This window comes from Mucilaginibacter sp. CAU 1740, from assembly GCF_039839285.1.
Classification (GTDB): Bacteria; Bacteroidota; Bacteroidia; order Sphingobacteriales; family Sphingobacteriaceae; genus Mucilaginibacter.
In genome coordinates this window covers 135,870-158,506 of record NZ_JBDOQS010000002.1, presented here as the reverse complement: position 1 = coordinate 158,506, position 22,637 = coordinate 135,870, and the positions used below count along the sequence as shown (strand labels likewise).

Here is a 22,637-nt window from a genome sequence, read left to right as displayed (position 1 = left end):
ATTTATAAACCTTTATAGCCATCATTTAGTTATGGATGAACATAAACGCATTATAGGTTTAAATTTTTACGGTAAAAAATTTAACATCCTGGCGCATGTAAGCGTTTGGCTGGTGCTGATGCTTTTGCCCTATATTATGCACTCCTATCACGTAGCCCCGATACAGATCTACAACGCCGAGGTGATAACCGATTTTATGAAGCTGGATTATGTTGGCTACTTTTTTTGGATAGTGGTTTTTTATTTCAATACCATCATACTCATCCCTAAACTGTTCATGGACGGCAGGTATTCCTATTACACACTCGCGTTACTGGGTATTTATGTGCTGTACCTAATGGTGCATTATTATGTGTATTTATATTTAGAGATCGAGGTGCCCTATAGTTTGCCGCGTGCTATATGGTCAAAACTACCTGCATTTTTCCTTACCATAGCTTCGGGGCTGGCTTATTATACCATTAAAGACCTGATCAGGTATAGGGAGAAACTACGCCAATCCGAACATGAAAAACTAAAGGCCGAACTGTCTTTTCTCAGGTCGCAGATCAATCCTCACTTTATATTTAATATCCTTAATAATATAGCGGCGATGGTACGGCTAAACAGCACCGAGCTGGAGCCTACCGTAATGAAACTATCCGGCTTGATGAAGTATATGCTTTATCATACCGATGATGAAAAAGTGAGCATCCAAACGGAAGAAGAATATCTTAACCACTACATAGCCCTGCAAAAACAGCGGTTTGGAAAAAAGGTAAGAATTGAGAGTAATTTCAATATCAGCCATACCAGTCAGCTTATTGAGCCAATGCTCCTGATCCCCTTTATTGAAAATGCGTTTAAGCACGGCACCGGCGCGGTTGAAGATCCTTTTATAACGATAGAATTATTTACCGACGACCAGTTTTTAAATTTTAACGTGATTAACAAGTTTGCTCCCGAACCTGAGGAGCAACCGCTAAATTCATCGGGTATAGGCATAGCCAACGTACGCCGCCGGATTGACGTATTGTACGAAAACCGGAACCAGTTAACCATTAAAAATAATAACAACCTTTTTGAGGTTAATCTTTTACTAAAATTTGGAGCACAATGAATTGTATTGCTGTTGATGATGAGCCCTTTGCTTTAAGTTTACTGGCCGATAATATTGGCAAAGTCCCGTTTCTTAACCTGATAGATACCTGTGATGACGGTATCGCTGCCACCAGGACGTTGGCAGAGCACGATGTCGACCTGATATTTATCGATATACAAATGCCCGGCCTTACGGGGCTTCAGTTTATCAAAACGCTGGTTAAAAAACCATTGGTGATCATAGTTTCGGCTTATAAAGAGTACGCCATGGATGGCTTTGCCCTGCATGTGGTAGATTATCTTACCAAACCGGTACCCTTGGATAGGTTTATAGAAGCCTGTAACCGGGCCAAAGAACTTTTTGAGTTACAGGCCTTGCAAAAAACTGCAAATGCTAATATTCCTGCAGCCAGGCATACCTATCTAAACGTAGGCTACAGCGTTTTAAAGATCGCTTTTGATGAGGTACTTTATATAGAAGGATTAAAGGATTACGTTAAAATATACTTTGCCACCAACCGTAAACCCGCGGTTGCAAGGGTAAGCTTCAAACAACTGGAAAGCAAATGGCCCGCCGATTTTATGAGGATTCATAAATCGTTTATTGTTAACCGGGAAAAGATCGATGCTGTAACCAAAACGTCGGTTTTCATTAATGAACGCGAGTTGCCTATAGGTGAGGTTTACCGGCAAACGCTTAATAATTTTATTGGGGGATATGCTGGTTAGCAATTATATGATCCATTTCCCTTATGGTGTATTATAATTCAGTTCCTCAATCTCCCAGAGGGAGAACATCTTTGTAGCAAAATATACAATCTGATTAGCCGTGCCAGAGGTACGGAACGTCGAAGTTGTGTACCTCTGGTGCAACCAGGCAGGTTTTTAAACTAAGGACGCTATCTAACGGCTGTTCGATATCAATAAATCAACTTATACCCAGCCCCCCTGATACTCATCAACTGCACGCTCGGCTCATCTTTAAGCATTTTGCGCAAGTGCGACATAAATACATCCATGCTGCGGGCATTGTAAAAATTATCGTCGCCCCAAATTTTCATCAACGGCACCTGCCTTGGCAGCAATGTATTACGATGTTGAAGGAGTAATTCGAGCAGCGCGGTTTCTTTATAGGATAGCGTATGCGTGCCATGCGAGGTGATGAGTTGCTGGCTTACGCTATCCAATTCGCATTCGCCAAAAATAATCCGTGTTGTTGATGGCGCATCCTGTACAACCGGCGTTCCTAAACGAATAAGTAACGCTTCCATCCGCACCAGCAACTCACCCATATTAAAAGGTTTGCGCAGGTAATCGTTACCGCCACTTTTAAAACCTTTAATCACATCTTCGGGCATGGATTTGGCACTCAGGAAAATGATGGGGATACCGCTGTTCAGTTTTCGGATATCCTCAGCAAGGGTATAGCCATCTTTTAAGGGCATCATGATATCGAGCACGCAAATATCGGGCGGGTTGGATTGAAACATCTCCAGTGCCTGTTGCCCATCCGCGGCCAGCTGCACATCGTAGCCACTATTTATTAAACCATCGCCTATTATCTGCGCCAGCGTTGGCTCATCTTCTGCATATAAAACCTTATACTTCATTGTATGCGGGTAGTTGGATAATAAAGTTACTGCCTTTTCCTGGCTCGCTGCGTAGTTTGATGCTGCCGCCATGCTGCTCAACCATTTGTTTTACATAATGCAACCCAAGGCCCGAGCCTTTCACATTATGAATATCCGGATTTTCGGGCACGCGGAAAAAGCGTTCAAATACCCGCTCCCGGTAAATCTTTTCAATCCCCGGCCCGTTATCCTCAAAACTTATGCGCACATGTTCGGCATCACTATTACAGGTAACGTTGATCATCGCGCCTGTGCCGCTGTATTTTAAGGCATTATCTATTAAATTATAAAACACATTGGTGAGGTGTACCGGATCGCCATTTACAAAGCAGGGTTCTTCAGAGGGAACGTAATTAATGGTTGTCCCTTTTTGCTCATTGCGAAGCCGCATGGATGATACCACACTTTCCAACCCCTGCTGCACATCATATAATTCGGGGCGTAATTTGATCTCACCGTTGTTGAGTTGATCCAGGTTCAAAACCTTATCGATCATCAGGTTTAAGCGGTGGAGTTCGTTTTTGCTGATATCAATATAGTTTTCAAGCTTGGTCGGATCATGGGCAAGTTTATAACGGGTCACAGCATCGAGCGCGGCTTCAATAACCGATACCGGGGTTTTCAGTTCATGTGTCATATTACCGGTAAAAGCTATCCTGGCCTGCGTGTACATACGCTGGCTGCGAATCACCCTGAACAGAAATATAAACGCGGCACCTGTTAACAGTAGCATCAACAGTGACGATAATAAATAGTAACGCATCCTGTAAAAAACTATCCCATCAACAGATTGCACCACCAATTGATAAGTGTGCAAAAAGAAGTTGAGATTATAGCCATACACCTCGCTGCGATAATCTGCATGTTGCGAGCGCTCAAAATCACTTGTCGATTCGGGTTTCCCGGTTTCGTAATTGTATAGTACGTGATAAGGTTCAACATTTAACTGAGCCTCTACACACTCAACTTTTATCAAGCTATCCATCCGGCGCAAGTCTACTTTATCGGCGGCCGCTACACTCTCCTTTGTTTCTCCTTTATCATAGGTACGGATGATATGCCCGTGTCCAAAACGGGGCTTATCGTTAGCTATGTGCAGGCCAATAACGAGGATTGTGCTATCTTCTTTAATATTTGAACTAAAACTCCCTCCAAAATGCCGGCCACGCATCCGGGTAAAAGCCTGCTTGATCTGTAACCACTCGGGCGAGAGGAAAAAATTGCGAAAGTTCTCACTTTTTTCGTGGCCATGAGCCACGCTCAGATAATCGCTTTTGCGGGCTGCGTTACTGATCACCTGGTCAAGGTCGCGTTTAACCTGCACCCTTTGCGCCTTAAACAATTGGGTAAGCCAGGCTGCCTGTAGCCCCACGCTGGCCAGTATAGCCAGGGCCACCAGCGGGTATGCATATCGATTTGAGAGCCATTTCATAATACGAAGTTGAGAATAATATAACAGCGTAAGCTGCCCCAATGTACGATTTAACCTTGTTTAACATTGATTAACGAGCCTTAACCGGGCCTTGAGGTAGGTTTGCGACATGAAAAAGATATTAGCACTCCTCCTTATATGCGCCCCCCTACTTTTGCAGGCGCAGTTAAAACTACAGGGTAAAGTAAAAGATGAAACCGGTCATCCGCTTGATGCAGCTACCATCACATTAAAAAAAGCGGACAAACAAATAGCCTCGGCCTTTGCCGATCTGGGCAATTTCAATCTTAATTATCCTCAGGCAGGCACTTACACTATTTCGGCAAGCCTGGTGGGTTATCAGCCTGTGCAGGTAACGCTTCAACTACCAAAAGACAGCGTCGTGTTAGTGATGCAGGCGGATAGCAAGCAGCTTAAAGAAGTTACCGTTACCTACCGTAAGCCACTGATAGAGCGCAAAGTAGATAGGGTAACTTTTAATGTGGAGAACAGCATAATCGCATCCGGCGGTAGCGCCTGGGAAGCATTGACAAAAGCTCCGGGCATACAAGTTGGCGCAAGCAATGATATTACCGCTAACCGTAAAACGGTGCGTGTTTATATGGATAATAAACCGCTCAATATCTCGGGAGATGATCTATCGGCTTATCTTCAGGGACTGCCATCTGATCTGGTGGCACAGATAGAAGTATTTTCAAACCCGCCGGCAAAATTTGAGGCCGAAGGTGCATCGGTTATCAATATCGTAACAAAAAAAGGAAAGAAACAAGGCTTGAACGTAACGCTTAACAGCGCTTTTACACAAGGCGTTTACAGTTCATACAACGGTAGCGGATCATTTAATTACCGAAAGGATAAGCTGAACGTTTACGGCAGTTATGGTTACACGCATAGGCATACGTTTCAAGACCATGATGTGGATATTGATTACGGCACCTCGTTATGGAATAGCCCAAGCCGTTTTATTTATGAATCAAACAGCCACAATTACCGTTTAGGGGCAGATTACCAGGTTACAGATAACCAGGTGTTAGGCTTTTTGGTAACCGGCAATAACCGTAAAGGATCAACCGGCAGCAACACCTTAACGCGGGTAACCGATGGGCAAATGAACCTCGACTCAACTTTAAATACGGTCAATTTTGCAGCCAATACGGCTAACCAGTATGCTTATAATTTAAACTATAACCTGAAGATGGATTCGGGCAAGCGCAGCCTTAATATCGATGTAGATTACTCGCCTTATCAAAGCAACAGTAAAGCTTATGCCGATAACGGATCGTTTTTCCCGGACGGAACGCCCACAAATACCATGTTCCATATTTATACCCCAAGCTCACAAAACATTGATATTTACTCAGGCAAGGCCGATTATAATTACAAGATAGGAAGCTGGGAATTGACATCGGGCCTTAAATACAGCAGCACCAAAAGCCGTAATAACTTTGATTACTTTAACAGGGACGGTGATTTGTTAACCTCCATCCCCGAAAACTCGAACCACTTTATTTATACCGAAAAAACTTCGGCAGCCTACACAAGCATCTCGGGCACTTTAGGCAAATGGACTTTGCAAGGAGGCCTGCGTGGCGAATACACCAAAACCCGAGGGTATTCCATCACGCTCGATTCATTAAATCAACGTAACTACTTCAAGTTATTTCCAACGGCGTTTATCCAATACAAGTTTAACAACGATAACGAGTTACAGTTTAACTACGCCTATCGTATTGAACGCCCGGAATATAACCGTTTAAACCCGGCCAAACGTTTTTCATCGCCATACAATGTTTATGTAGGCAACCCGGCGCTGCAACCGGCCTTTGTACAAAATCTGGAGCTAAGCTATACTTACAAACAGCAGTACAATGTTACTGCCTACTATAGTGCTACACATGATGTATTTACCAATATCAATATTCAGGATAACGCTACAAAAATATATTACGGCACACAAGCCAACCTGGGTTTAAGTGTTAATACGGGTGTACGTTTATCGGCATCCTTCCGCCCGGCTAACTGGTGGGACCTGAATGTATTGGGCGAAGCGTATTATCAGCAGGAAAAGTCGGCTTACCTGTCAAGCAGTTTTGATTTCCGTTTATACACTTACGATGCCACTTTAAAACAATCGTTCACTATCGATAACAAAGCATCATTAAAAGCAGAGATCAGCGCTACCTACAACGGCCCCGGCATCCAGGGAATTTACCGGGCCGATCATAACTCGGAGATTGACGCCGGTATCAAAACCAATTTATTAAAAGGCATGGGTACCTTGCGCCTGGCAGTAAATGATATTTTCAATACCAATAACAACTATATCCGCATCAACTATCTCGATCAGCATAGCGGTTTTTTCCACCATCCCGAAAGCAGGACAGTTGGTTTAAGTTTTTCATACCGTTTTGGAAAAAATGTTGCTGCTTCAAGGAGCAGAAGTACAGCGAGTGAAGAAGAAAGAAAAAGGGCGCAGTAGTAGCATAGCGGTAGCGTGCAGCTTGCAGTAAAAAACGCCTCATTAACCAATATGGTCATAAAAACGGTTATGTGATTCGGTGTTATTTGGTACAAAATCCTATCTTTGTCTCCAAACCGAAATCTGTCATGAATCGCGTAATTTTATATTTTACCATTGTTTTCGCTCTCTTTTTCTCATCCTGCAAAAAAGAAATAGAAAATGAATATCGAATTGTTTATCCTGATGCCAGTCCGTCTAAAATAACACTGTCTGTTGATAAAGTTATAAACGACTCTACTATCACCTTAAAATGGAATAAAACAGGAGGCGCCCACTTTAAACAGTATATACTTACACGCACGGCCAACATTTTTCGGAATGGCACTTTTGTTCAGGATTACACTACAAAAACTATTAGCAATGCCGATTCGCTTACATATACCGAAAACAGCATGCCATTTGCTGCTGATATCCAATATATTGTTTACGCGCAGACAGATTCATTAAAATATAACAACTACGCGTCGGTAACTTATCATCGGCCGGGTACATACCAGTCCGCCGCTTTTTCGGATGCCATACCAGATCGTGAGCATAAAATATTATACCTCATTAGCCGGGAATACGGAACCATCACAGCGGTTGATTACATAAATTACAAGCTAATAAAAACAATAAACGCCGGTATTTCATTGGGATACAGCGCATTGGGGAGTTACAATGGCAATAACAACGAATTATACCTGCCTACCAATGATGGTTGGCTATATATTTACGATACGGCTACGCTAACCCTAAAAGATAAAATATATGTACAGGGGGGAGTAATTGGTTCGGTAGTTACCGCTAATGGTTTATTGTTTATAGGATCATCAGACAGATCATTCGGCGGTTTTTATGATAATACGGTAAAAATCTATAATCGTGAAACAAAAAAACTATTAGGCCTAACAGGCACGTGGGATAACACCCGTTTAATGTTACTTCCTAATACTCAATACAGCCTTATTGATATAACATTTAATCTTATCCCTACAGATCTGAACCTTTATACAATTAGTGCCGAAGGTATCCCCCTTACAAAAACGCCCGACAATTATCATGGCGACCACGCGTTAAACCCCAATGTTGTTGCCGTTTTTCCGGATGGCTCGCACTTTATAACTGCAGCTACCGGCGCGATATACACCAAAGGGCTTGTTTATGAAAAAGATATTGCACGCGCCGGGAACTATGTTGATTTTGCCGTTAACAATGCAGGCTCTGTAATTTACGCTGCTTCGGCCAATACCAACCAGGTAGATGCCATCGCGTACCCTTCGGGAACTATATTAAAAAGTTTTAAAACCAAACTAAATCCGGCAAAATTATTTATCGACGGCAATCAGCTTATATGTATCACGGGCGATCAATTTCATACCAATAACACTAATATCTTTTTCGTCGAAAAATTCAACCTATAACCTTTATGCTTAAAAATAATAAAACTAAGGCCTTTTTGATATTGCTGCTTGCTGCTGCTATTTATGGAGGTTGTAAAAAAACGGAAAAAGTAACTGTTGATATTGTTGTACCTAAAAGCACTTTTCAAACATTGGTTACAGATATATCGTTCAAACAAAAAAAAGCTTCAACGATAGCTTACACCGATTCGAACTTCTATTTCAAAAACCTTTCTGAAAGCGGAGCCGATATAACCTACAGATGGGATTTTGGCGATGGCAGTAAATCAACAGATAAAAACCCGGCGCATGCTTATGCCCAACCAGGAAAATATACAGTAAAACTAATAACTACCCTTAGCGACAAAGCAAGCGATACAAGCAGTGTTGAGCTTACCACCATCATAGCCGAACGCATTATAAAGCTTACTGTTGCAGGTAAAACCGGCACCACATCTGCCATACAAATAAAAGACCTGCGCGATGGCGGTTATTTGCTGCTGGGTACGGTAAATAGTATAAACGGCGCTTATGATAAGGCTACCACTTTTTTAATGAAGTTGGATAAAGGGCTTAAACAAACCGCTCTTAAAATGTTAGATGCCAATATCAAACTGAGTAGCATGAGCACTTGTAGCGATGGTAATTATATTTTCCTGGGTTCAACATTGGGCAAAACAACATCTAACGAATTGATAAAAATGAGTGCCGACGGCGCTTTGTTATGGTCGAAAGTGATCAGTGATGATTCATTTACTGATGCTCAGCAAACAGGAGATAATGGTTTCATTTTAACCGGGGTGCATAATATTCCCGACCAGTACGGGAATTTAATACCGCATTCCCTTGTAATTAAAACAGATGCTACCGGCGGCATACAATGGAAAAAATCTTTTGAAAATGAACTGGTTACATCCGGTGCAGCTAACACCCTGGCCCAAAGTGATGGATACGTGGTTGCAGCCAATAAGCGCCGAGATCCACTATTGCCCGGATATTGTGAATATTGTGATTCGGTTTGTATAGCCAAGCTTGATATGCAAGGTAAATTAAAATGGCATACAACTGTAGGTTGGGGGCTTAACAACGAAACCGGCTCGCAGGTGTTTGTAACAGCGTTAAAAAACAACACTTATGCTATTGTTTCAAGGTCGGCAACCGGTTTATACATTTTTTCTAATACGGGCACATTCCTTGATCGGAAATTAATGAGGTCACCGGCGGTTTCACTTACAACCACAATTGAAGATAATATTGTTGTTCAACAGCAAGACTGGGGCAATGGCTTCAGATCAGCAATAAGCGGATATTCAAATATTGGGGCACATTTGTGGGATGTTGGTATTAATAATTTCACCACAATGCCTAATGGTGGCGCGCCCTGCTGCGGGTTTGACAGCTGGCCTATTGTAGTAAATGCGCTTAAAAGTGGCGGCGTGATCTTTTTATCAAACCTTGTTGATATTAATGATTACCATTATGAAATAGTTATAGATATGATAGACGCCAACGGGAAAATCATGTAATGAACAAACTAACAATTGCAAATCGGCACTAAAGCGCCTCACGAAGCTTCACTCCGGTTTTATTCGTGATTTAAATATGTTCTGCAAAAGGTTCCAAAACAACAAAGTCCGATGAAACTTAATATTTCATCGGACTTTGTTGTTTTTGTCATATTCACCGCTGAGGCTAATTCATTTCCTGTTGGCGGGCGAAGCCCTCCTACGCTGCTACAGCGGATTTCATCTGCCGAAGATAGCTTCTGGCGGGCGAAGCCCTCCTACGCTGCTACAGCGGATTTCATCCGCCGTAGCCCGCTTCGGCGGGCGAAGGCGGAGAGGGAGGGAATAATGATGTAATAATTACTCGCTACAGTTCAATGCCTTATATTAAAGGTATATTTTTAGGTCACCTAATAGGGCTCCCAAAACCAAACCAAAAGTCGCCATCGCTTAATAGACAATAATAACAGAAAAAATTCAAATGTTAAACATTTAATTTGCCGTAACTACTCCGACAACTAATTCAATTTCACTATTGAAGATGAAATGATTATGACGAGGTCTTAAATATGTAACCGGCAGTTTTCCAGATTCGTTTATTAGGAGGTTGGGTTTAAAAAAACATTATTCAGGCTAATCAAAAAAGCTTTCCATAATGAGCCAGTGCCTCGTCGACGGTCATATTCTCTGTCTCCTTGATTTTTATCTGTTCCTCTATCTGAGCGATCACAAAGTGCAGAAAGTTAACAGTGGGAATGGTGCTGGCGTTTTCTTCAATGAACGTTTCAACAGCTGCTTTAACGGCAACAAAATTCTCGGTTGACTGAATACCAATAAAGCGCAGCGTACTCAATATCCGATCTTCAAAATCATTGAACATATCTCGTTTATATTCCGGTTGTTTGGCGATTTTTAACATCTCCATTAATTTGGGAATCGCAGCGACGTCTTTGACCAATGACATACTTCCCAAATTCAACCGGTAATCAAAATTCGGGTCGGGATCCCGTAGTATCAGGTCTGCCATAAAATTAAATCCATCGAGATCATTTTGTCGCATCAGGTGATTAGCCGCATAGATCTTTTCGTCTAACGACTCTTCCTCACTGGCTAAAATATCATGGAAAAGCACGTTCAAAAACTCAGGCTCAAGATTATTATCTTCGACGATCTTTACCGCATCCCGGCGCAGATAATTGCTTTGAATATTCAAGATCAAACTTTTAAGGCGTTCGATATCTTTGGTCCTTGCAAACCAAATATTTAACAGTTCCCCGAATTTATACTCAAAATCTGAGGCAGCCTGTAAACGATCTACAATATCACCATAGACTTCAATAACATCTTTCCGAAGTGCATAAGCAGCATTGTTTACCCAGGCCAGCTGTTCCTTTGGCAGGGTTTGAATATTTTCGGCAACCTTCTCTTTTATTTTCGCTACCGTGATAAACTTTTCCAATTCCTCAATGGTGCCTGGATCAGATAATTTCACATCATAATTCAAGTGGCTATAATTTGTAAGGTCAAGTACCTTGGCATCCGGCAATCTGAGGTTGAAACGTACCATAAAAGTCCAAAGTAATTTTCTGTTGTTACCTCTGGTCTGCGCCCATTCATTAATAAATGCGATCTGCTGGTCGTTTACCATCAATCCTTTACGATTAGCCAGATCGGAGTGGATATGGCCGATCCGTAAATTTTGATACTCTTCGCTCTCTTTGACAAAAGCTATGATCTCGTTTTCATTAATGATCCTGCCACGCAGGGTTAAAGCATTGAAGACCAACTGAACCGATGCCAGCATTTTTTCCTCGACGGCCATACCGTCCTGGTGATTGAATTTAAATAAGCTTTCACGGTTAATTTCTGTTAACCCGCTTTCTTTAAATACCCGACTAATCTCCCCAAGCATTGCAGTATCATCAAACCACAAATTGAAGCTTTCCTGTTCTCGAAAGCGATGGATTTTTTGCCAATCCTTATAAACGGGACGTTCCAGTTTCACACCAAAGGCGTCGAGCGCAGCTATTTCATACTGCTCGATTAAATCAAGTCCACCCGAACTGAAACGTCTATTCCAAAAAATGAATTCGTAGAACTCATTCAATTTCTTTTGCCAGTCGTCGTCACGTTGAATATGCATGATGAGTTCCTGGATCACTTCAGTGTTTAGCAACTTGTTCATTGTTTCGCCCTTCACGTAGTCCTCGATATCTTGCCGCTCAGAAACTTCTTTGAAGGCCTGCCAACGCGTCCCTGTCTTTTCAAAAAAAGCAACCAACGGAGAGTCCCAAGGCGAATGATAGAAAGCGGCATCGGCGATAAATAATTTAAGAATAGCATCAAATATTTCGTTGTGATCGTGGTAAAGTATCGCCCCGACGTTAACTATCTTGGTCAAAACCTCCTTGTAGTCTGAGGTAAGCAATTCCCTTTTGTTCTGAGAATCAACAAGTTTTTCAAGCAGTATTTTTAATCCTTCAGCGGTTTTTACATTCTGAAGGCCAATTTTTAATAATAGATTTTCATCGAAAAGGTTAACATTTTCACGATCACTCGCCGGTGATTCCAGATCTGAAAAATCGATACCGTCGATAAAAACATCTATATACTCGTCAACCTTTTTCGCAGTGATGATCAGTTTGTACATCGCTGCGCGTATGTACTGGTTCCGACGTTCGCGATATTTGCTCACGATCTGATCAATAACGCCATCATTGGTAATCCTCAATTCAGAGAGCGCGCCGATGATCGTATAAGCATCATTAGCCGCTACTTCCGGAATTTCCAACAAGCCTAACAGAGCATCCCTGATCATTTCGTGCCTGTTATAGAATCTGCGGATGTGATAATGCGATAAAATATGGACGGCATTAAGTGTTCCAACACGCCCACCGGTACGAGAATTGATTACATCCAACAAGAAAGACAAAACTTCGGCAGATTCACCAAAGCGTGCCAGGTCAACGTCGGTAAATTTATTAGAGCGCAGCCAAATGCCCTGGTTGGTGTAAAAGTTAAATATATCCTTGAACAGTTGAACTCGCTGTGCAATACTCAGCCGCTCCGGTTCGAACTTCACGATGATTTCGCGATCATGCTCAATTATCCAATTAAATAATTCTTTCACCGTTTGCTCTTTCCCGATGCTCATGAAAAATGAGATAGTATTCACCCATGAAGGCTTAATCCTCATTTCGCCGGTTGTTTTGACACTAATAATGTGAACAATTTCGGCTACTGATTTAGTGTCTAATACACGGGAAGATATATATTCCTGTAAGTTATTATGTTCAAACATCCAGCGACCACTTTCGTCATCGCGGTTAAAAGCTGGTAAATATTTACAACGTTGCTGTTCATCCACAGACTGAAATATTTTTACTATGTCCTCATCGTTTAAAAAATTGCGGCCGATCACTTCCATCACAAAAGCCACCTTTTCCAGCATGGCAAAGGTAGCGGGTTTGGATAAGGTCGGTACCGTCGCATTAAAATGCTGTTTATCGTTTTCGTAATACTTCAACAGCGCTTCCTCCATAATCCCGGCACGTCCGCTTTCGAAGTTTTGATGATCCTTGTAATATTGGATGAGAATATTGAGGAAAAAGGGCTTTTGAACAAGATCTAAGAATAGGGCCTGGTGAATTTTTGTAATAAAATCCTCCCCATCCAACTCAAATTCATCGGTCACATACTTGATGATCTCAGGCACAGATACATCAGTTAAAGTGTAAACGCTAAATCCGTCAAGTGTGCCGGAGAAATTATCGTATGGCAACTCGTAAAAATTATTGCGGCAACTGATAACGATTCGCACCAATGGATTTTGCTGCGTAAAGGTCATGATCTTGCGGATCGCGGTCTGGAAATGCTTCGGTTGTATCTCGTCCAATCCATCGAGGAACAGAATAAGATTATTCGGATCGGCCTCTGCCCATTTTTTGGGCAGATAATCAGCAATATTCTCCTCGGTGTAAGTATTAAACCGTTTAAAAATGGGATTTATCGGGTCGCGACCGTTTTGCAATTGATGTGCTAACGAAAGCAATTCCACCGATTTTCCGGAACCGGCGGCGCCGAGGACGACCACTCGTTTTTGGGTACGTATCAGGCTATTAAGATAAATGGTGCCGACTTCCGGCTGATAAAAACGGATCTCTTTATCCTCCTGGTGATCATACTTCCTTAAAAGTCTCGGAATATAGAACTTTATTTTCGGCGCCGGTAATTCAAATATCGGCCGTTCAAATGCTGGCTCGTCGCCACTTCCCTTATTTTCCATCTTCAGACGAAAAACCATTTGACCGCCTTTATGCGCCTCGCATTCAATTGACGAAGCTGCGGGCTGTTGGCCACCTTGGTTTTCAACTACACGTAATACCTCATTAAATAACTCACCTGCAGTCAGTATTGGCGACATGTTTTTTTCCAGATAACTGCAAAGGGCGATCCCAAAGGGGCTTCCTTCACCCGGCGTGCCATCTTTTACAGGCTCTTCACCACCAGATACAAAAACCCATCGGGAAGCCAAAGCCTCCAATTCTTCAGAGGTCAATATTTTTCCATCGCGAGTGCGTGTAATAAACGTGCCTGAGTAACAGGAGTCAGAGATCAATAAAATGTGTTTGGCCTGTATTTCTTGAATCAAATTTAAGACAACTGAATTATCAATCCATTTCTTCCGATCTGACTCGCCATCATGGGGCATCCAAAAGCCCTTTTTAGAGGTGGGATGCTGTACGCCATGCCCAGCGAAATAAATGATTAGGTTATCTTCCGGGTCCGAACCTACAAGATCATGTAGTGCATCAACAATATTATCCGCGGTTGCCTCAACATCGTAAATTGGGTCACACGACGCCGTAAAACCGTAACGTTCCTCTAATACTTTTGCCAGCCGGGAGCCATCTACTTTGGCATTATAGAGCCTATTGTAGCTAGTACGCGGATATTCGTCAATTCCAATGATAAGGTATCGGTTTTCTCCAATCATCAAGTAATATAATTATTGAGGGTTAAACCCGGTTGTTCGATTATAAAGGTAGGTGTTTAGACTTTTGCTTCTTTAATTTGAGAAAATTTATTATCAGTCATTAAGTCATAATTTTTTTATCTTATTTTTAGACATACCAAAAACTGTAAACCTATTTCAGGACGAGTCAGGTAACCTAACGCCAAATTCTATTCACAAGGAAAAAGCGCAACCCGAACAATTATGGAAAAATTACTATCAGCGCAGCCCGGTCCCGGCAGGGGACTTATCAACATGAAATGGAGGTTTTATAAAAAGAAAAAAAGAAGCAAAAAAAGAAAAACGCATTAATATGTGGACAACGCTACGCGTTGCCCACATATTAACACGACAAACAAACAACAAATATTCATTTGTAATGAAAAAAGACAATCCCGCAGTAGCTTCATGGAGAAGTCCTGATAAAAGCAGTACTATTGTAAATCCATTTCAGGATTACCGTACTGCTGTCAATCTATTGCAGGACGAATAAGAAAAAACTGTAAACGTATTTCAGGACGAGTCAAAGGAGCGAGCGGAAGTCGGGCACACCCAACTTTTCCGCTCGGCCTGCGGGGCTAACGCGATTTTGCGTATACCTTCGGTATACTTCTCCACACCTCCAGGCAGAAGACAACGAAAGCAGTATACCTGTCGGTATACCAACGTGGAAAATAGATGGGATAGCTTTTCATTCTATACAGGACAATAAAAGCTGTTTATATAATTGACTATTTATTCAGCAATTGCAAAGCCTTTTCAAGAGCTGCATCTTTACCGTTCCGTAAATCATTAACGGTTTTATTTACTGTAACATTGGGTACAATGCCTATCCCTACAAATTCTTTACCGTCGGGATAGGCATCATGTTTACCACAAACACGGGCAGATCCCCCGCCCGGCAAGCTGAAGCCAAAAGGCTGGCCGGTACTGCCGCCGGTAGTTTGCCCGATGAGCTGGCCGCGTTTCATAAAATCAAAAGCCACCGTAAAATCTTCAGCAGCTGAAAATGTGCGCGCGCTTATCAAGACGATTACCGGTTTATCATAATACTGTTTACCATTGGCATCCCAGTCACCGGGTTGGTTTTCATGCCATTGGATACCATTGATCGTGGGGATATATCTCAAGACTTTTGAATATGATACTTTAAACGGCTTATTCGTTAATGATGAAATAATATGATAGCCAATTCCACTGCTACCGCCGCCGTTGTTTCGGATATCAATGACAAGGCCTTTTGTGTTTGCTATTTCTGTAAAGAGCGAATCAAATTGATTGATTATTTTCTCGTCTTCAAAATTGTTTACCGTGAGGTAACCAATTTGACCAATACGTTTGTATTCAACTGATGGTATGCTGTACTTTACATCGCGATAACCTGTTCGGGAAACATCCTGCTGCCAAGTTTTGCGTTTGCTGTTACGCAGTTGCAAATGAATGGGTTTGGCAGCGGGGCCTGCTAAAAGTGCATAAGTAAAGGTACGCACATCTAAATCCTGCGGCGTAGAACTGCTTTGGTAAGGTGCCACCTGGGTTTTCCCATAAGTTAGGACAGGAGTGCCATCTATACTCAATATCTCGGTGCCAACAGTAATTCCCTGCTTTTTTAAACTATCGCTAAAAACTTGAGTTACAAACACTCTGCCTTCAATTAATTCGGTTCTGAACGGAGGGCGTGTGTAAAATTCCGCTGATAATTCTTTGGGCGGGTATACATTTGAGTGACCATCTTTCAATTGCGCATAAAACTGTTGTAATATTTTATAATATTGAGCCGTGGAAGAGGTGTTTTTCACGAGTGGCAAGTAGTCGAGATAAGTCTTATCCCAATCTATAGCAGCATGGTCAAAATTTACAAAGTTATACTTGGCTTGCGACCACAGTAGCGATAAGCCCGCTACTTTCTCGGCATCTGATAAGTTATCCCTATACGGTGTTTTTAATGATTCGTCCTTCCATAGAGCCTGCCTGAACTTAAGCCTGCTCAATGCCGATTGAAAGCGCGGATTTGAACGCATTGGCATAAACAATGAATCTGTTTCGTAAAATTCAATGCGGTAGTAATTGCCTTCGTCACCCATTTTGTCAAATATATCCAAAGCTTTGTCATACTGCTTGTTGAGCGTGTAGCACAGTATCATATCATAGTAGACATCGCTTTTACGCCCTTTTAGGTATAAATTATCCTGTGCAAGTTCGATAACGTCGGGTTCATTCAGGAAATTGATAGCGCTGTTTAAAATACCCAGAGCACTGTCACAATCTGCCTTTGGTGGATTATCTTTATCGTAAAATTTACGTGCTTGTGCACGTAAATTTTGCGCTTTGTCGTAAGCCTGGCTACCTGTTAACGGTGTTTGTGCTTTAGCTTCAAAACTTATAAAAGCTAAGAAAAGCGAAGTAATAAGGATTGGTTTCATAGGTTAAGTGTTAATTAAATGAGTTTTTTAAGGTTATATATTTTTGAATGTCTTTTGAGTTTAACCCTTTTTGTTTCATCGATTTAATGTAAGCTGGCGTAACTCCGCTGCTTTTAAGATCGAATAGCTGGTTAGCCGGAATGTTTTTAAAGCCCAATTCGGAAAATCCCTTTATAAATTCCGGGGTGATTTCCTTTGCCCTAAATTGCACAAAGGTGGAGGGTTCAATATTGGTGTACCCTATAGCGCTAAAATCCTTGATCAGATCGGGCGTAATGCCTTGTGACTTGAAAAGCGTTAATGAATTTAAGGGGATCTTATTGTAGCCTACACTTTGAAACGATTTGATGTATTCGGGGGTTATTTTTGACATCTTAAGGCTCAGCAGCGAAGTTGCCGGTATATTATTGTAACCTAAGTTTTGAAGGTCAATAATATATTCTGGTGTGATGTTAAAGTTTTTGAATGAATGAAGTTGCGATGCCGTTAAATTGTATCCAAAACCGGCCAGTGCGCGCATATAGGCGCTGTCAACATGCATATATTTGGCTGTTGAAATGATATTTACGGGAATTATCGTACCGGACGTATCACCCGGTGCCCTTGCCGCTAATTTCGCCTTAGTTAGTCCTTTAATATAATCAGCTGTTATACTATCAGATTTAAGAAGGCATAATTCGTTGAAACTGATGTCGGGATATCCTGCGTTCTTAATTTCACTAACATAATTGCTGTCTATTTTAGCGATTTTAGCGCGCTGCAAATCATCTGCTGTTAAATTTTTGAAGCCCGAATGCCCCCAAAACTTTATTTCTGAAGGCGTTATTTTAAACATAGCCAGCATGCCAAGCTGCCTGGCCGTTAATTGCTTAAATCCATTATCTAACAGTACTTTTATAAAATCTTCTTTTACATCGTTCACCACCAGGCCGATCAGGTCATCCTCATTGGCATTCTTAATCCCAGCCTGTTGCAAATGCTGAAGATATGCTTCATTGAATTTCATTTTGAACCGGCCAAGGCCCTGGTCACCTTCAAACTTGCCATTGAATAAAATGGTGCCCGCCTCCCGTTTAACAATAAAATATCCCTGTTTTTTTGTCGGCAAGGATGAAAAGGCGCTCACCGGGAAAAGGAAACCATTGTAACTCCAGTCTTGCTTTTTGATCACGATCTTCATATCCATATTTAGCACATCACCCTCCTTATTGGCATACCAAAAACCCTCGATATTGCTCCTGAAAAGTGTATCACGAATGCTTATCGAACTATTATCAACCATAACTGCGTTTCTGCCCGAGGCAGGCTGATTGAACACACACATTAAACCTGCAAACAAGGGTGCCAGTAGAAAGTATTTCCACAAAGTGTGAAGGTTTGATTTTTTGATGTTCATCATCATAATGCGTTTTTTCAGTATCGACTGGTTGTAGTTGGTAGAGATGCGGAGCGACAAATGTGGAGTAGATACCTTAAGCAAACTCAACTGGTACAATGCCGGATCAATATCCTCGTCGTCAGTGACAGCTTTGTCAGTAAGATATTCCAGATTGTTTTCCAGCTCGGCACGGTACCACCAGGCAAAGGGGTTAAACCATTGCAATATGATAGCTACTTCCGCTAATAAAATGTCGATACTGTGCAATTGCCTCGCATGCACTTTTTCATGAATCAAAATTTGGTTGTAAGTATCCCAATCGTATTTTTCGGGATTAATAAAAATGTTATTCAGAAACGAGCAGGGAGCTTTATCACCATTGATCTCAACAATACGGTACCGCCCGTCAATGATCACCGGGCGGGCATACGCCTGGTATAGTGTATAAATAAGCTGTAGCAACAGGTTTAGCCCAAAGATAATGACACCGGTTATATAAATGATGGATAGCCATTGTGCTGCCTCTGCCATTGAAATAGATGATGATATGCTATCAAAAGACTTCTTAATGGGTGCTGCTCCGTTTTTCGGAGGTGTAATAGGTTTCAAAAGCGACTGTGCCGGTTTGCTTTCAGCCTGGCTTGCAGTTGGAACAACGCTTGTGTTCTTAAAGACTGGAGGAGCATCGTTAATTACTAAAACCGGGGGCTTGGAAGCAGTTTTCACCGACCATTGTTTTGGCACAGGTATTAGCGGAAGCAAAAATGAAAGTTGTAGGCATACAAGGAATACCCACCTGTTAAGACGATAGAACGTTTCCCGTTGTAAAAACAACTTATAGAAAAACAGGCAAATTGTTGTTAACAATGCTACGTGTAACAGGTAAGGTATCATTTTTTATTGGATTTAATGATTGCAATGATGTCATTCAGTTCTTCCTCTGTGAGTTTTTGTTCTTTGGCAAAAAAAGCCAGCATACGTGAATAAGAGTTATCGAAATATTGGCTTACGACATCCTTCATCGCATGTTTTTGATATTCTTCTTTAGTAATTGCCGGGTAATACTGAAATATATTCCCAACAATTTCGTGGGCGAGAAAGCCCTTTTCTTCGAGTATTTTGACCATTGTTGCCACAGAGTTGTAATGTGGTTTTGGCTCAGGAAGTGCCTGAATGATTTCCTTAATAAATGCTTTATCCAGGTTCCATATAGCCTGCATGATTTGCTCTTCCCTTTTTGCTAATTTTTGCATGGTTGCTCCGTTATAAATCAAATCTAATACTAATAAATTAGTATTACAACTAATCTATTAGGAATAAAACTAATTTGATAGGAGTCGTAGTTTTTTTTCGGGCGTAAGTAATCATCACAGCAACATACATAAGGTATATTCAGTCTGAATTGATCGACCAACGGGAGCGAGTTACCGGATCACCCCGGCGGGGTGAATTCGGGTTTTTGTGTAGCAAAAACATTAACTCGCTCCCCGCACTACTGAGGTATTGTCCATCTATTATCCGCTGTTTCATTATTTCAGAGTTGCGTCTTCGGTAAATATTTTACGAAGCCAAATAGATACCTTTTATTTCGATAACATGGGCATACATATTTTGCCGATCCTCTGTTAAGCAACCAAGAGCGAGAGACGTGGTAGCTGTCAAGGGAACGTGGAATAAATGGACTCGTGCGTGATTGGCCTGTGGGTTTATGCCGCGAAAGTCCCTTTACTGCTTTCACGTTGATGGTTACCTTTGCGGTTACAGATGACCGGAAAAAATTTCACAGGCAGATCGGCTATCCACACCAGGTCCATCGGTGTTCTTCACTCTTAAGCTAAACATACAATCACGCCAGGCTACATTGCGTTCAATAAGTGCTATCGCACCCATTTCACTCCATTGCTTCGCCCACACTCTTAGGTAAAGATTTCCCTTTGCCATCCCCACACATGCAACCCCCGCAAAGGAGATCTTCACCGGCTACCACGTAAGCAGCCTGTCATGCTTGTTGTGGTAGCAAAGTCGTTTATCACATTCGCTGCCTCTGTCTTCATCAACCTTTCACGTATGCTGCGCTTTCGCTTGGTTTGGCAACCAGGTGAGCTTGAAACGCTAAAGCTTAATTCAGCCAGTCGCTCATTTCGTTAGGCTCACCTGCGTCTCGCACGTTGCTTCGATACCGTCACAGCATTTGATTTAGGGCCATCGCTCCAACCCTATTTGTCAAATGCAGCGCCGGTATCTTGTGAAGCATTCTTTCAATCGCTCTATCGAGCTTCTTTTGAAAGACAACGTGCTCTGTTCGCAGGCGGTTCGCATATTAAATTATTTAAGGCAACGCCAACCTTCTTTGGTGCTTCCGTTTAGAATGGTATTAAGTGTGTTTTGCAACTAACATCAACAAAGAAACAGTTGGATTTATTACTTTAGAACTTTTACATATAATTTAGTTTACATTATATTTGTCTGATCTAAACATAAATATTCATATTACGAATACAGCAAATAGATTTCTCGATTAAATCCACCATTTAACCTAATACTTTATTCATGTTATTTCAAGAATTAATAGATCATGTCAATAATCTGCAAGCTGACAAACAATATTGGTTTGTACGTACAGATAGTGGCTTATATTTTGACACATTCGTAGAGAATAATTTTATTGGAATTGGTTGGAATCAAATTACTTTGGAAGATATAAGGAAACTATCTCCCGATCAAATGAAAGACAAGATTGCGAAAACTGAGGGTCTAGATATTACTTTATCAAAATCTAAAGGAACTGTTTCGGGTATTTACAATAAAATCCAAAGATTTAATAACCTAAAAGAGGGCGATATTATAATTGTCCCAAGTAGAAGTTCATCCAGATATGCATTTGGAGTAATAGAAGATTCTAAAATCTACAATGATCTTGACCAAACACATAACTGTCCATACCACAAAAGAAAGAAGGTAAAATGGCTAACCGTAAAACACGTTAGCTCTTTAGATCCAATATTTTACCAGATAAAAGTATCTCGTCATGCTATAAGTAATATCAAGCGTTTTGAGAATTATATCGACAACGTGACTAATCATTTATATATAAAAGAAGGATATGGGCACTATGTTTTGGATATAAAAACGACTGATGACATCAATGTAAAATCATTGCTTGCTCTTATTCAATCAATTCAGAAACTTGCTGAAGATATCAATCGAGAATTTCAACTAAATGAAAATATTGATAATAGCTCGATAAAGTTAAATCTGCAATCTCCTGGTAAAATAGAGTTTAAAGTTCAAACAGGTAAAACCTTAATTATTCTCGCAGCTGTGTTGAGCATCGCAAGCGGCTGTGCTCCAAATAATCATCAGATGACTGTGCAAGACCGACAAAAGTTGGATACTTTTGTTGAAGTACATCAGGATACGATAAGAAAGGCAGAAACAGAAATTGAAGAACTAAAGGTAGACAAGAGTAACATTAATGCTTTTAAGTAATTCTTATGGATTTTAGCAGTTTATTTTCCGCTAGTGATAATCTTTATAAGTTTCTTTTTGTTGGAGGAATTGTAATGATATGCTTCTCTATGGTTTATCCATTGCAAAAAAAACAAGAACTGGAAATTGAGATTAATACTTACAATAAAGAAGCCGAGTTTTTAAATAGGGATATTGAAGTGTTGCAGGCTAAAATAGCCGATTGCCGAGGTTTAAAAACTACAACTATGTCAAATATTAGAGCTTTAAAAGCGTCTAAATCAAACAAGAAATCACTTCAAGTTAAGGAGATTGACAAAAGAATTGATAGCATCAAACGAACGTTTAGCCAAAACGTCGACAATTTAGAGAAAGACATTCAACAAGTTAAGGTTAAGGATATAATCCTTAAATACAATAAAACCAAAATCAGATTGCTTCAAGACCATTCAGATACTTATGATTGCTATTCTATATGGTTATTAATCAGTGGGGTTATAACAGGTATCATTGGATTATTCTTCTGGAGTATCTCTACTAGAAACTCCGAGATTCTAAAAAAAGAAGAAATTATGAAAACTCGCCGCACGCCTTAAGTTAATCTCTATCAGTTTGTATTATCTAATTTATTCTACACATCCAACTTTTAAGAAGTTACTTCTTACTATTCTGTTTCTTCACGGTCGGATTGCTCTATCCATAAGATTAATCTTGCGATTCTAAATTATTCATCATCTGATTAATAATTCAATCGATTATATCTAGATAGAGGTATGATATTTATATATTTAAAAATTGTAATT

At 40.9% G+C, this 22,637-nt stretch carries 14 protein-coding genes; 8 read left to right on the top strand and 6 right to left on the bottom strand.

All coding sequences use genetic code 11. From position 1 onward, the window contains the following. Positions 1–31 precede the first annotated feature (31 nt). Together AAFN85_RS05095 and AAFN85_RS05090 are read left to right on the top strand one after the other, a co-directional pair. On the top strand, positions 32–1,099 hold the full coding sequence (locus AAFN85_RS05095) for a histidine kinase (protein WP_347525903.1): 1,068 nt from the start codon (positions 32–34) through the stop codon (positions 1,097–1,099). Further along, a complete protein-coding gene (locus AAFN85_RS05090) occupies positions 1,096–1,809 on the top strand; it encodes a response regulator transcription factor (RefSeq protein ID WP_347525902.1) in 714 nt (237 codons plus the stop codon). Before AAFN85_RS05095 ends, AAFN85_RS05090 begins: the two co-directional genes overlap by 4 nt. Positions 1,810–2,000: 191 nt before the next feature. Here the strand turns inward: AAFN85_RS05090 and AAFN85_RS05085 are convergent, their stop codons facing one another. Further along, positions 2,001–2,690: a response regulator transcription factor gene (locus AAFN85_RS05085; protein WP_347525901.1), complete on the bottom strand. Its 690-nt coding sequence runs from the start codon at positions 2,688–2,690 to the stop codon at positions 2,001–2,003. Next, positions 2,680–4,143, bottom strand: a complete 1,464-nt coding sequence (locus AAFN85_RS05080; protein ID WP_347525900.1) for a HAMP domain-containing sensor histidine kinase — start codon at positions 4,141–4,143, stop codon at positions 2,680–2,682. The genes AAFN85_RS05085 and AAFN85_RS05080 overlap by 11 nt, the downstream gene beginning before the upstream one ends. A 109-nt stretch (positions 4,144–4,252) precedes the next feature. On the opposite strand from AAFN85_RS05080, the gene AAFN85_RS05075 reads away from it, so the two are divergent. The 3 genes from AAFN85_RS05075 (at position 4,253) to AAFN85_RS05065 (ending at position 9,572) form a co-directional block, all read left to right on the top strand. Beyond that, the gene (locus AAFN85_RS05075) at positions 4,253–6,622 is read left to right on the top strand and encodes an outer membrane beta-barrel family protein (protein WP_347525899.1); all 2,370 of its coding nucleotides are present in this window, start codon (positions 4,253–4,255) and stop codon (positions 6,620–6,622) included. A gap of 128 nt (positions 6,623–6,750) precedes the next feature. Continuing rightward, complete coding sequence (locus AAFN85_RS05070; RefSeq protein ID WP_347525898.1) at positions 6,751–8,067, top strand: hypothetical protein; 1,317 nt, start codon at positions 6,751–6,753, stop codon at positions 8,065–8,067. 5 nt (positions 8,068–8,072) lie between these two features. Then, the gene (locus AAFN85_RS05065) at positions 8,073–9,572 is read left to right on the top strand and encodes a PKD domain-containing protein (protein ID WP_347525896.1); all 1,500 of its coding nucleotides are present in this window, start codon (positions 8,073–8,075) and stop codon (positions 9,570–9,572) included. Between the two features lie 616 nt (positions 9,573–10,188). On the opposite strand, the gene AAFN85_RS05060 is transcribed toward AAFN85_RS05065, so the two are convergent. Continuing rightward, positions 10,189–14,547, bottom strand: a complete 4,359-nt coding sequence (locus AAFN85_RS05060; RefSeq protein WP_347525895.1) for a caspase family protein — start codon at positions 14,545–14,547, stop codon at positions 10,189–10,191. A 331-nt stretch (positions 14,548–14,878) separates the two neighbouring features. Here AAFN85_RS05060 and AAFN85_RS05055 point away from each other — a divergent pair, with 331 nt between their 5' ends. Continuing rightward, positions 14,879–15,058, top strand: a complete 180-nt coding sequence (locus AAFN85_RS05055) for a hypothetical protein (RefSeq protein ID WP_347525893.1) — start codon at positions 14,879–14,881, stop codon at positions 15,056–15,058. Between the two features lie 238 nt (positions 15,059–15,296). Here the strand turns inward: AAFN85_RS05055 and AAFN85_RS05050 are convergent, their stop codons facing one another. The 3 genes from AAFN85_RS05050 to AAFN85_RS05040 all read right to left on the bottom strand — a co-directional run bounded on the left by AAFN85_RS05050 (position 15,297) and on the right by AAFN85_RS05040 (position 19,619). Further along, on the bottom strand, positions 15,297–16,988 hold the full coding sequence (locus AAFN85_RS05050; RefSeq protein WP_347525892.1) for a S41 family peptidase: 1,692 nt from the start codon (positions 16,986–16,988) through the stop codon (positions 15,297–15,299). A 10-nt stretch (positions 16,989–16,998) separates the two neighbouring features. Continuing rightward, positions 16,999–18,897, bottom strand: coding sequence for a M56 family metallopeptidase (locus tag AAFN85_RS05045; protein ID WP_347525891.1), 1,899 nt, complete (start codon positions 18,895–18,897; stop codon positions 16,999–17,001). A 359-nt stretch (positions 18,898–19,256) separates the two neighbouring features. After that, positions 19,257–19,619, bottom strand: a complete 363-nt coding sequence (locus AAFN85_RS05040; protein ID WP_347525889.1) for a BlaI/MecI/CopY family transcriptional regulator — start codon at positions 19,617–19,619, stop codon at positions 19,257–19,259. 1,297 nt (positions 19,620–20,916) lie between these two features. Between AAFN85_RS05040 and AAFN85_RS05035 the strand changes: the two genes are divergently transcribed. Beyond that, positions 20,917–21,855 (top strand): hypothetical protein, encoded by a 939-nt coding sequence (locus AAFN85_RS05035; protein WP_347525887.1) that lies wholly within the window; start codon positions 20,917–20,919, stop codon positions 21,853–21,855. A 5-nt stretch (positions 21,856–21,860) separates the two neighbouring features. Then, a complete protein-coding gene (locus tag AAFN85_RS05030; protein ID WP_347525885.1) occupies positions 21,861–22,430 on the top strand; it encodes a hypothetical protein in 570 nt (189 codons plus the stop codon). Positions 22,431–22,637: the final 207 nt, after the last annotated feature.

What these genes read in the sequence shown, in the direction of transcription:
- AAFN85_RS05040 (WP_347525889.1), bottom strand. Translation starts at nt 19,619, where the DNA reads ATGCAAAAATTAGCAAAAAGGGAAGAGCAAATCATGCAGGCTATATGG.
- AAFN85_RS05090 (WP_347525902.1), top strand. Translation starts at nt 1,096, where the DNA reads ATGAATTGTATTGCTGTTGATGATGAGCCCTTTGCTTTAAGTTTACTG.
- AAFN85_RS05075 (WP_347525899.1), top strand. Translation starts at nt 4,253, where the DNA reads ATGAAAAAGATATTAGCACTCCTCCTTATATGCGCCCCCCTACTTTTG.
- AAFN85_RS05080 (WP_347525900.1), bottom strand. Translation starts at nt 4,143, where the DNA reads ATGAAATGGCTCTCAAATCGATATGCATACCCGCTGGTGGCCCTGGCT.
- AAFN85_RS05095 (WP_347525903.1), top strand. Translation starts at nt 32, where the DNA reads ATGGATGAACATAAACGCATTATAGGTTTAAATTTTTACGGTAAAAAA.
- AAFN85_RS05055 (WP_347525893.1), top strand. Translation starts at nt 14,879, where the DNA reads ATGTGGACAACGCTACGCGTTGCCCACATATTAACACGACAAACAAAC.
- AAFN85_RS05035 (WP_347525887.1), top strand. Translation starts at nt 20,917, where the DNA reads ATGTTATTTCAAGAATTAATAGATCATGTCAATAATCTGCAAGCTGAC.
- AAFN85_RS05060 (WP_347525895.1), bottom strand. Translation starts at nt 14,547, where the DNA reads ATGATTGGAGAAAACCGATACCTTATCATTGGAATTGACGAATATCCG.
- AAFN85_RS05045 (WP_347525891.1), bottom strand. Translation starts at nt 18,897, where the DNA reads ATGGCAGAGGCAGCACAATGGCTATCCATCATTTATATAACCGGTGTC.
- AAFN85_RS05070 (WP_347525898.1), top strand. Translation starts at nt 6,751, where the DNA reads ATGAATCGCGTAATTTTATATTTTACCATTGTTTTCGCTCTCTTTTTC.
- AAFN85_RS05030 (WP_347525885.1), top strand. Translation starts at nt 21,861, where the DNA reads ATGGATTTTAGCAGTTTATTTTCCGCTAGTGATAATCTTTATAAGTTT.
- AAFN85_RS05065 (WP_347525896.1), top strand. Translation starts at nt 8,073, where the DNA reads ATGCTTAAAAATAATAAAACTAAGGCCTTTTTGATATTGCTGCTTGCT.
- AAFN85_RS05050 (WP_347525892.1), bottom strand. Translation starts at nt 16,988, where the DNA reads ATGAAACCAATCCTTATTACTTCGCTTTTCTTAGCTTTTATAAGTTTT.
- AAFN85_RS05085 (WP_347525901.1), bottom strand. Translation starts at nt 2,690, where the DNA reads ATGAAGTATAAGGTTTTATATGCAGAAGATGAGCCAACGCTGGCGCAG.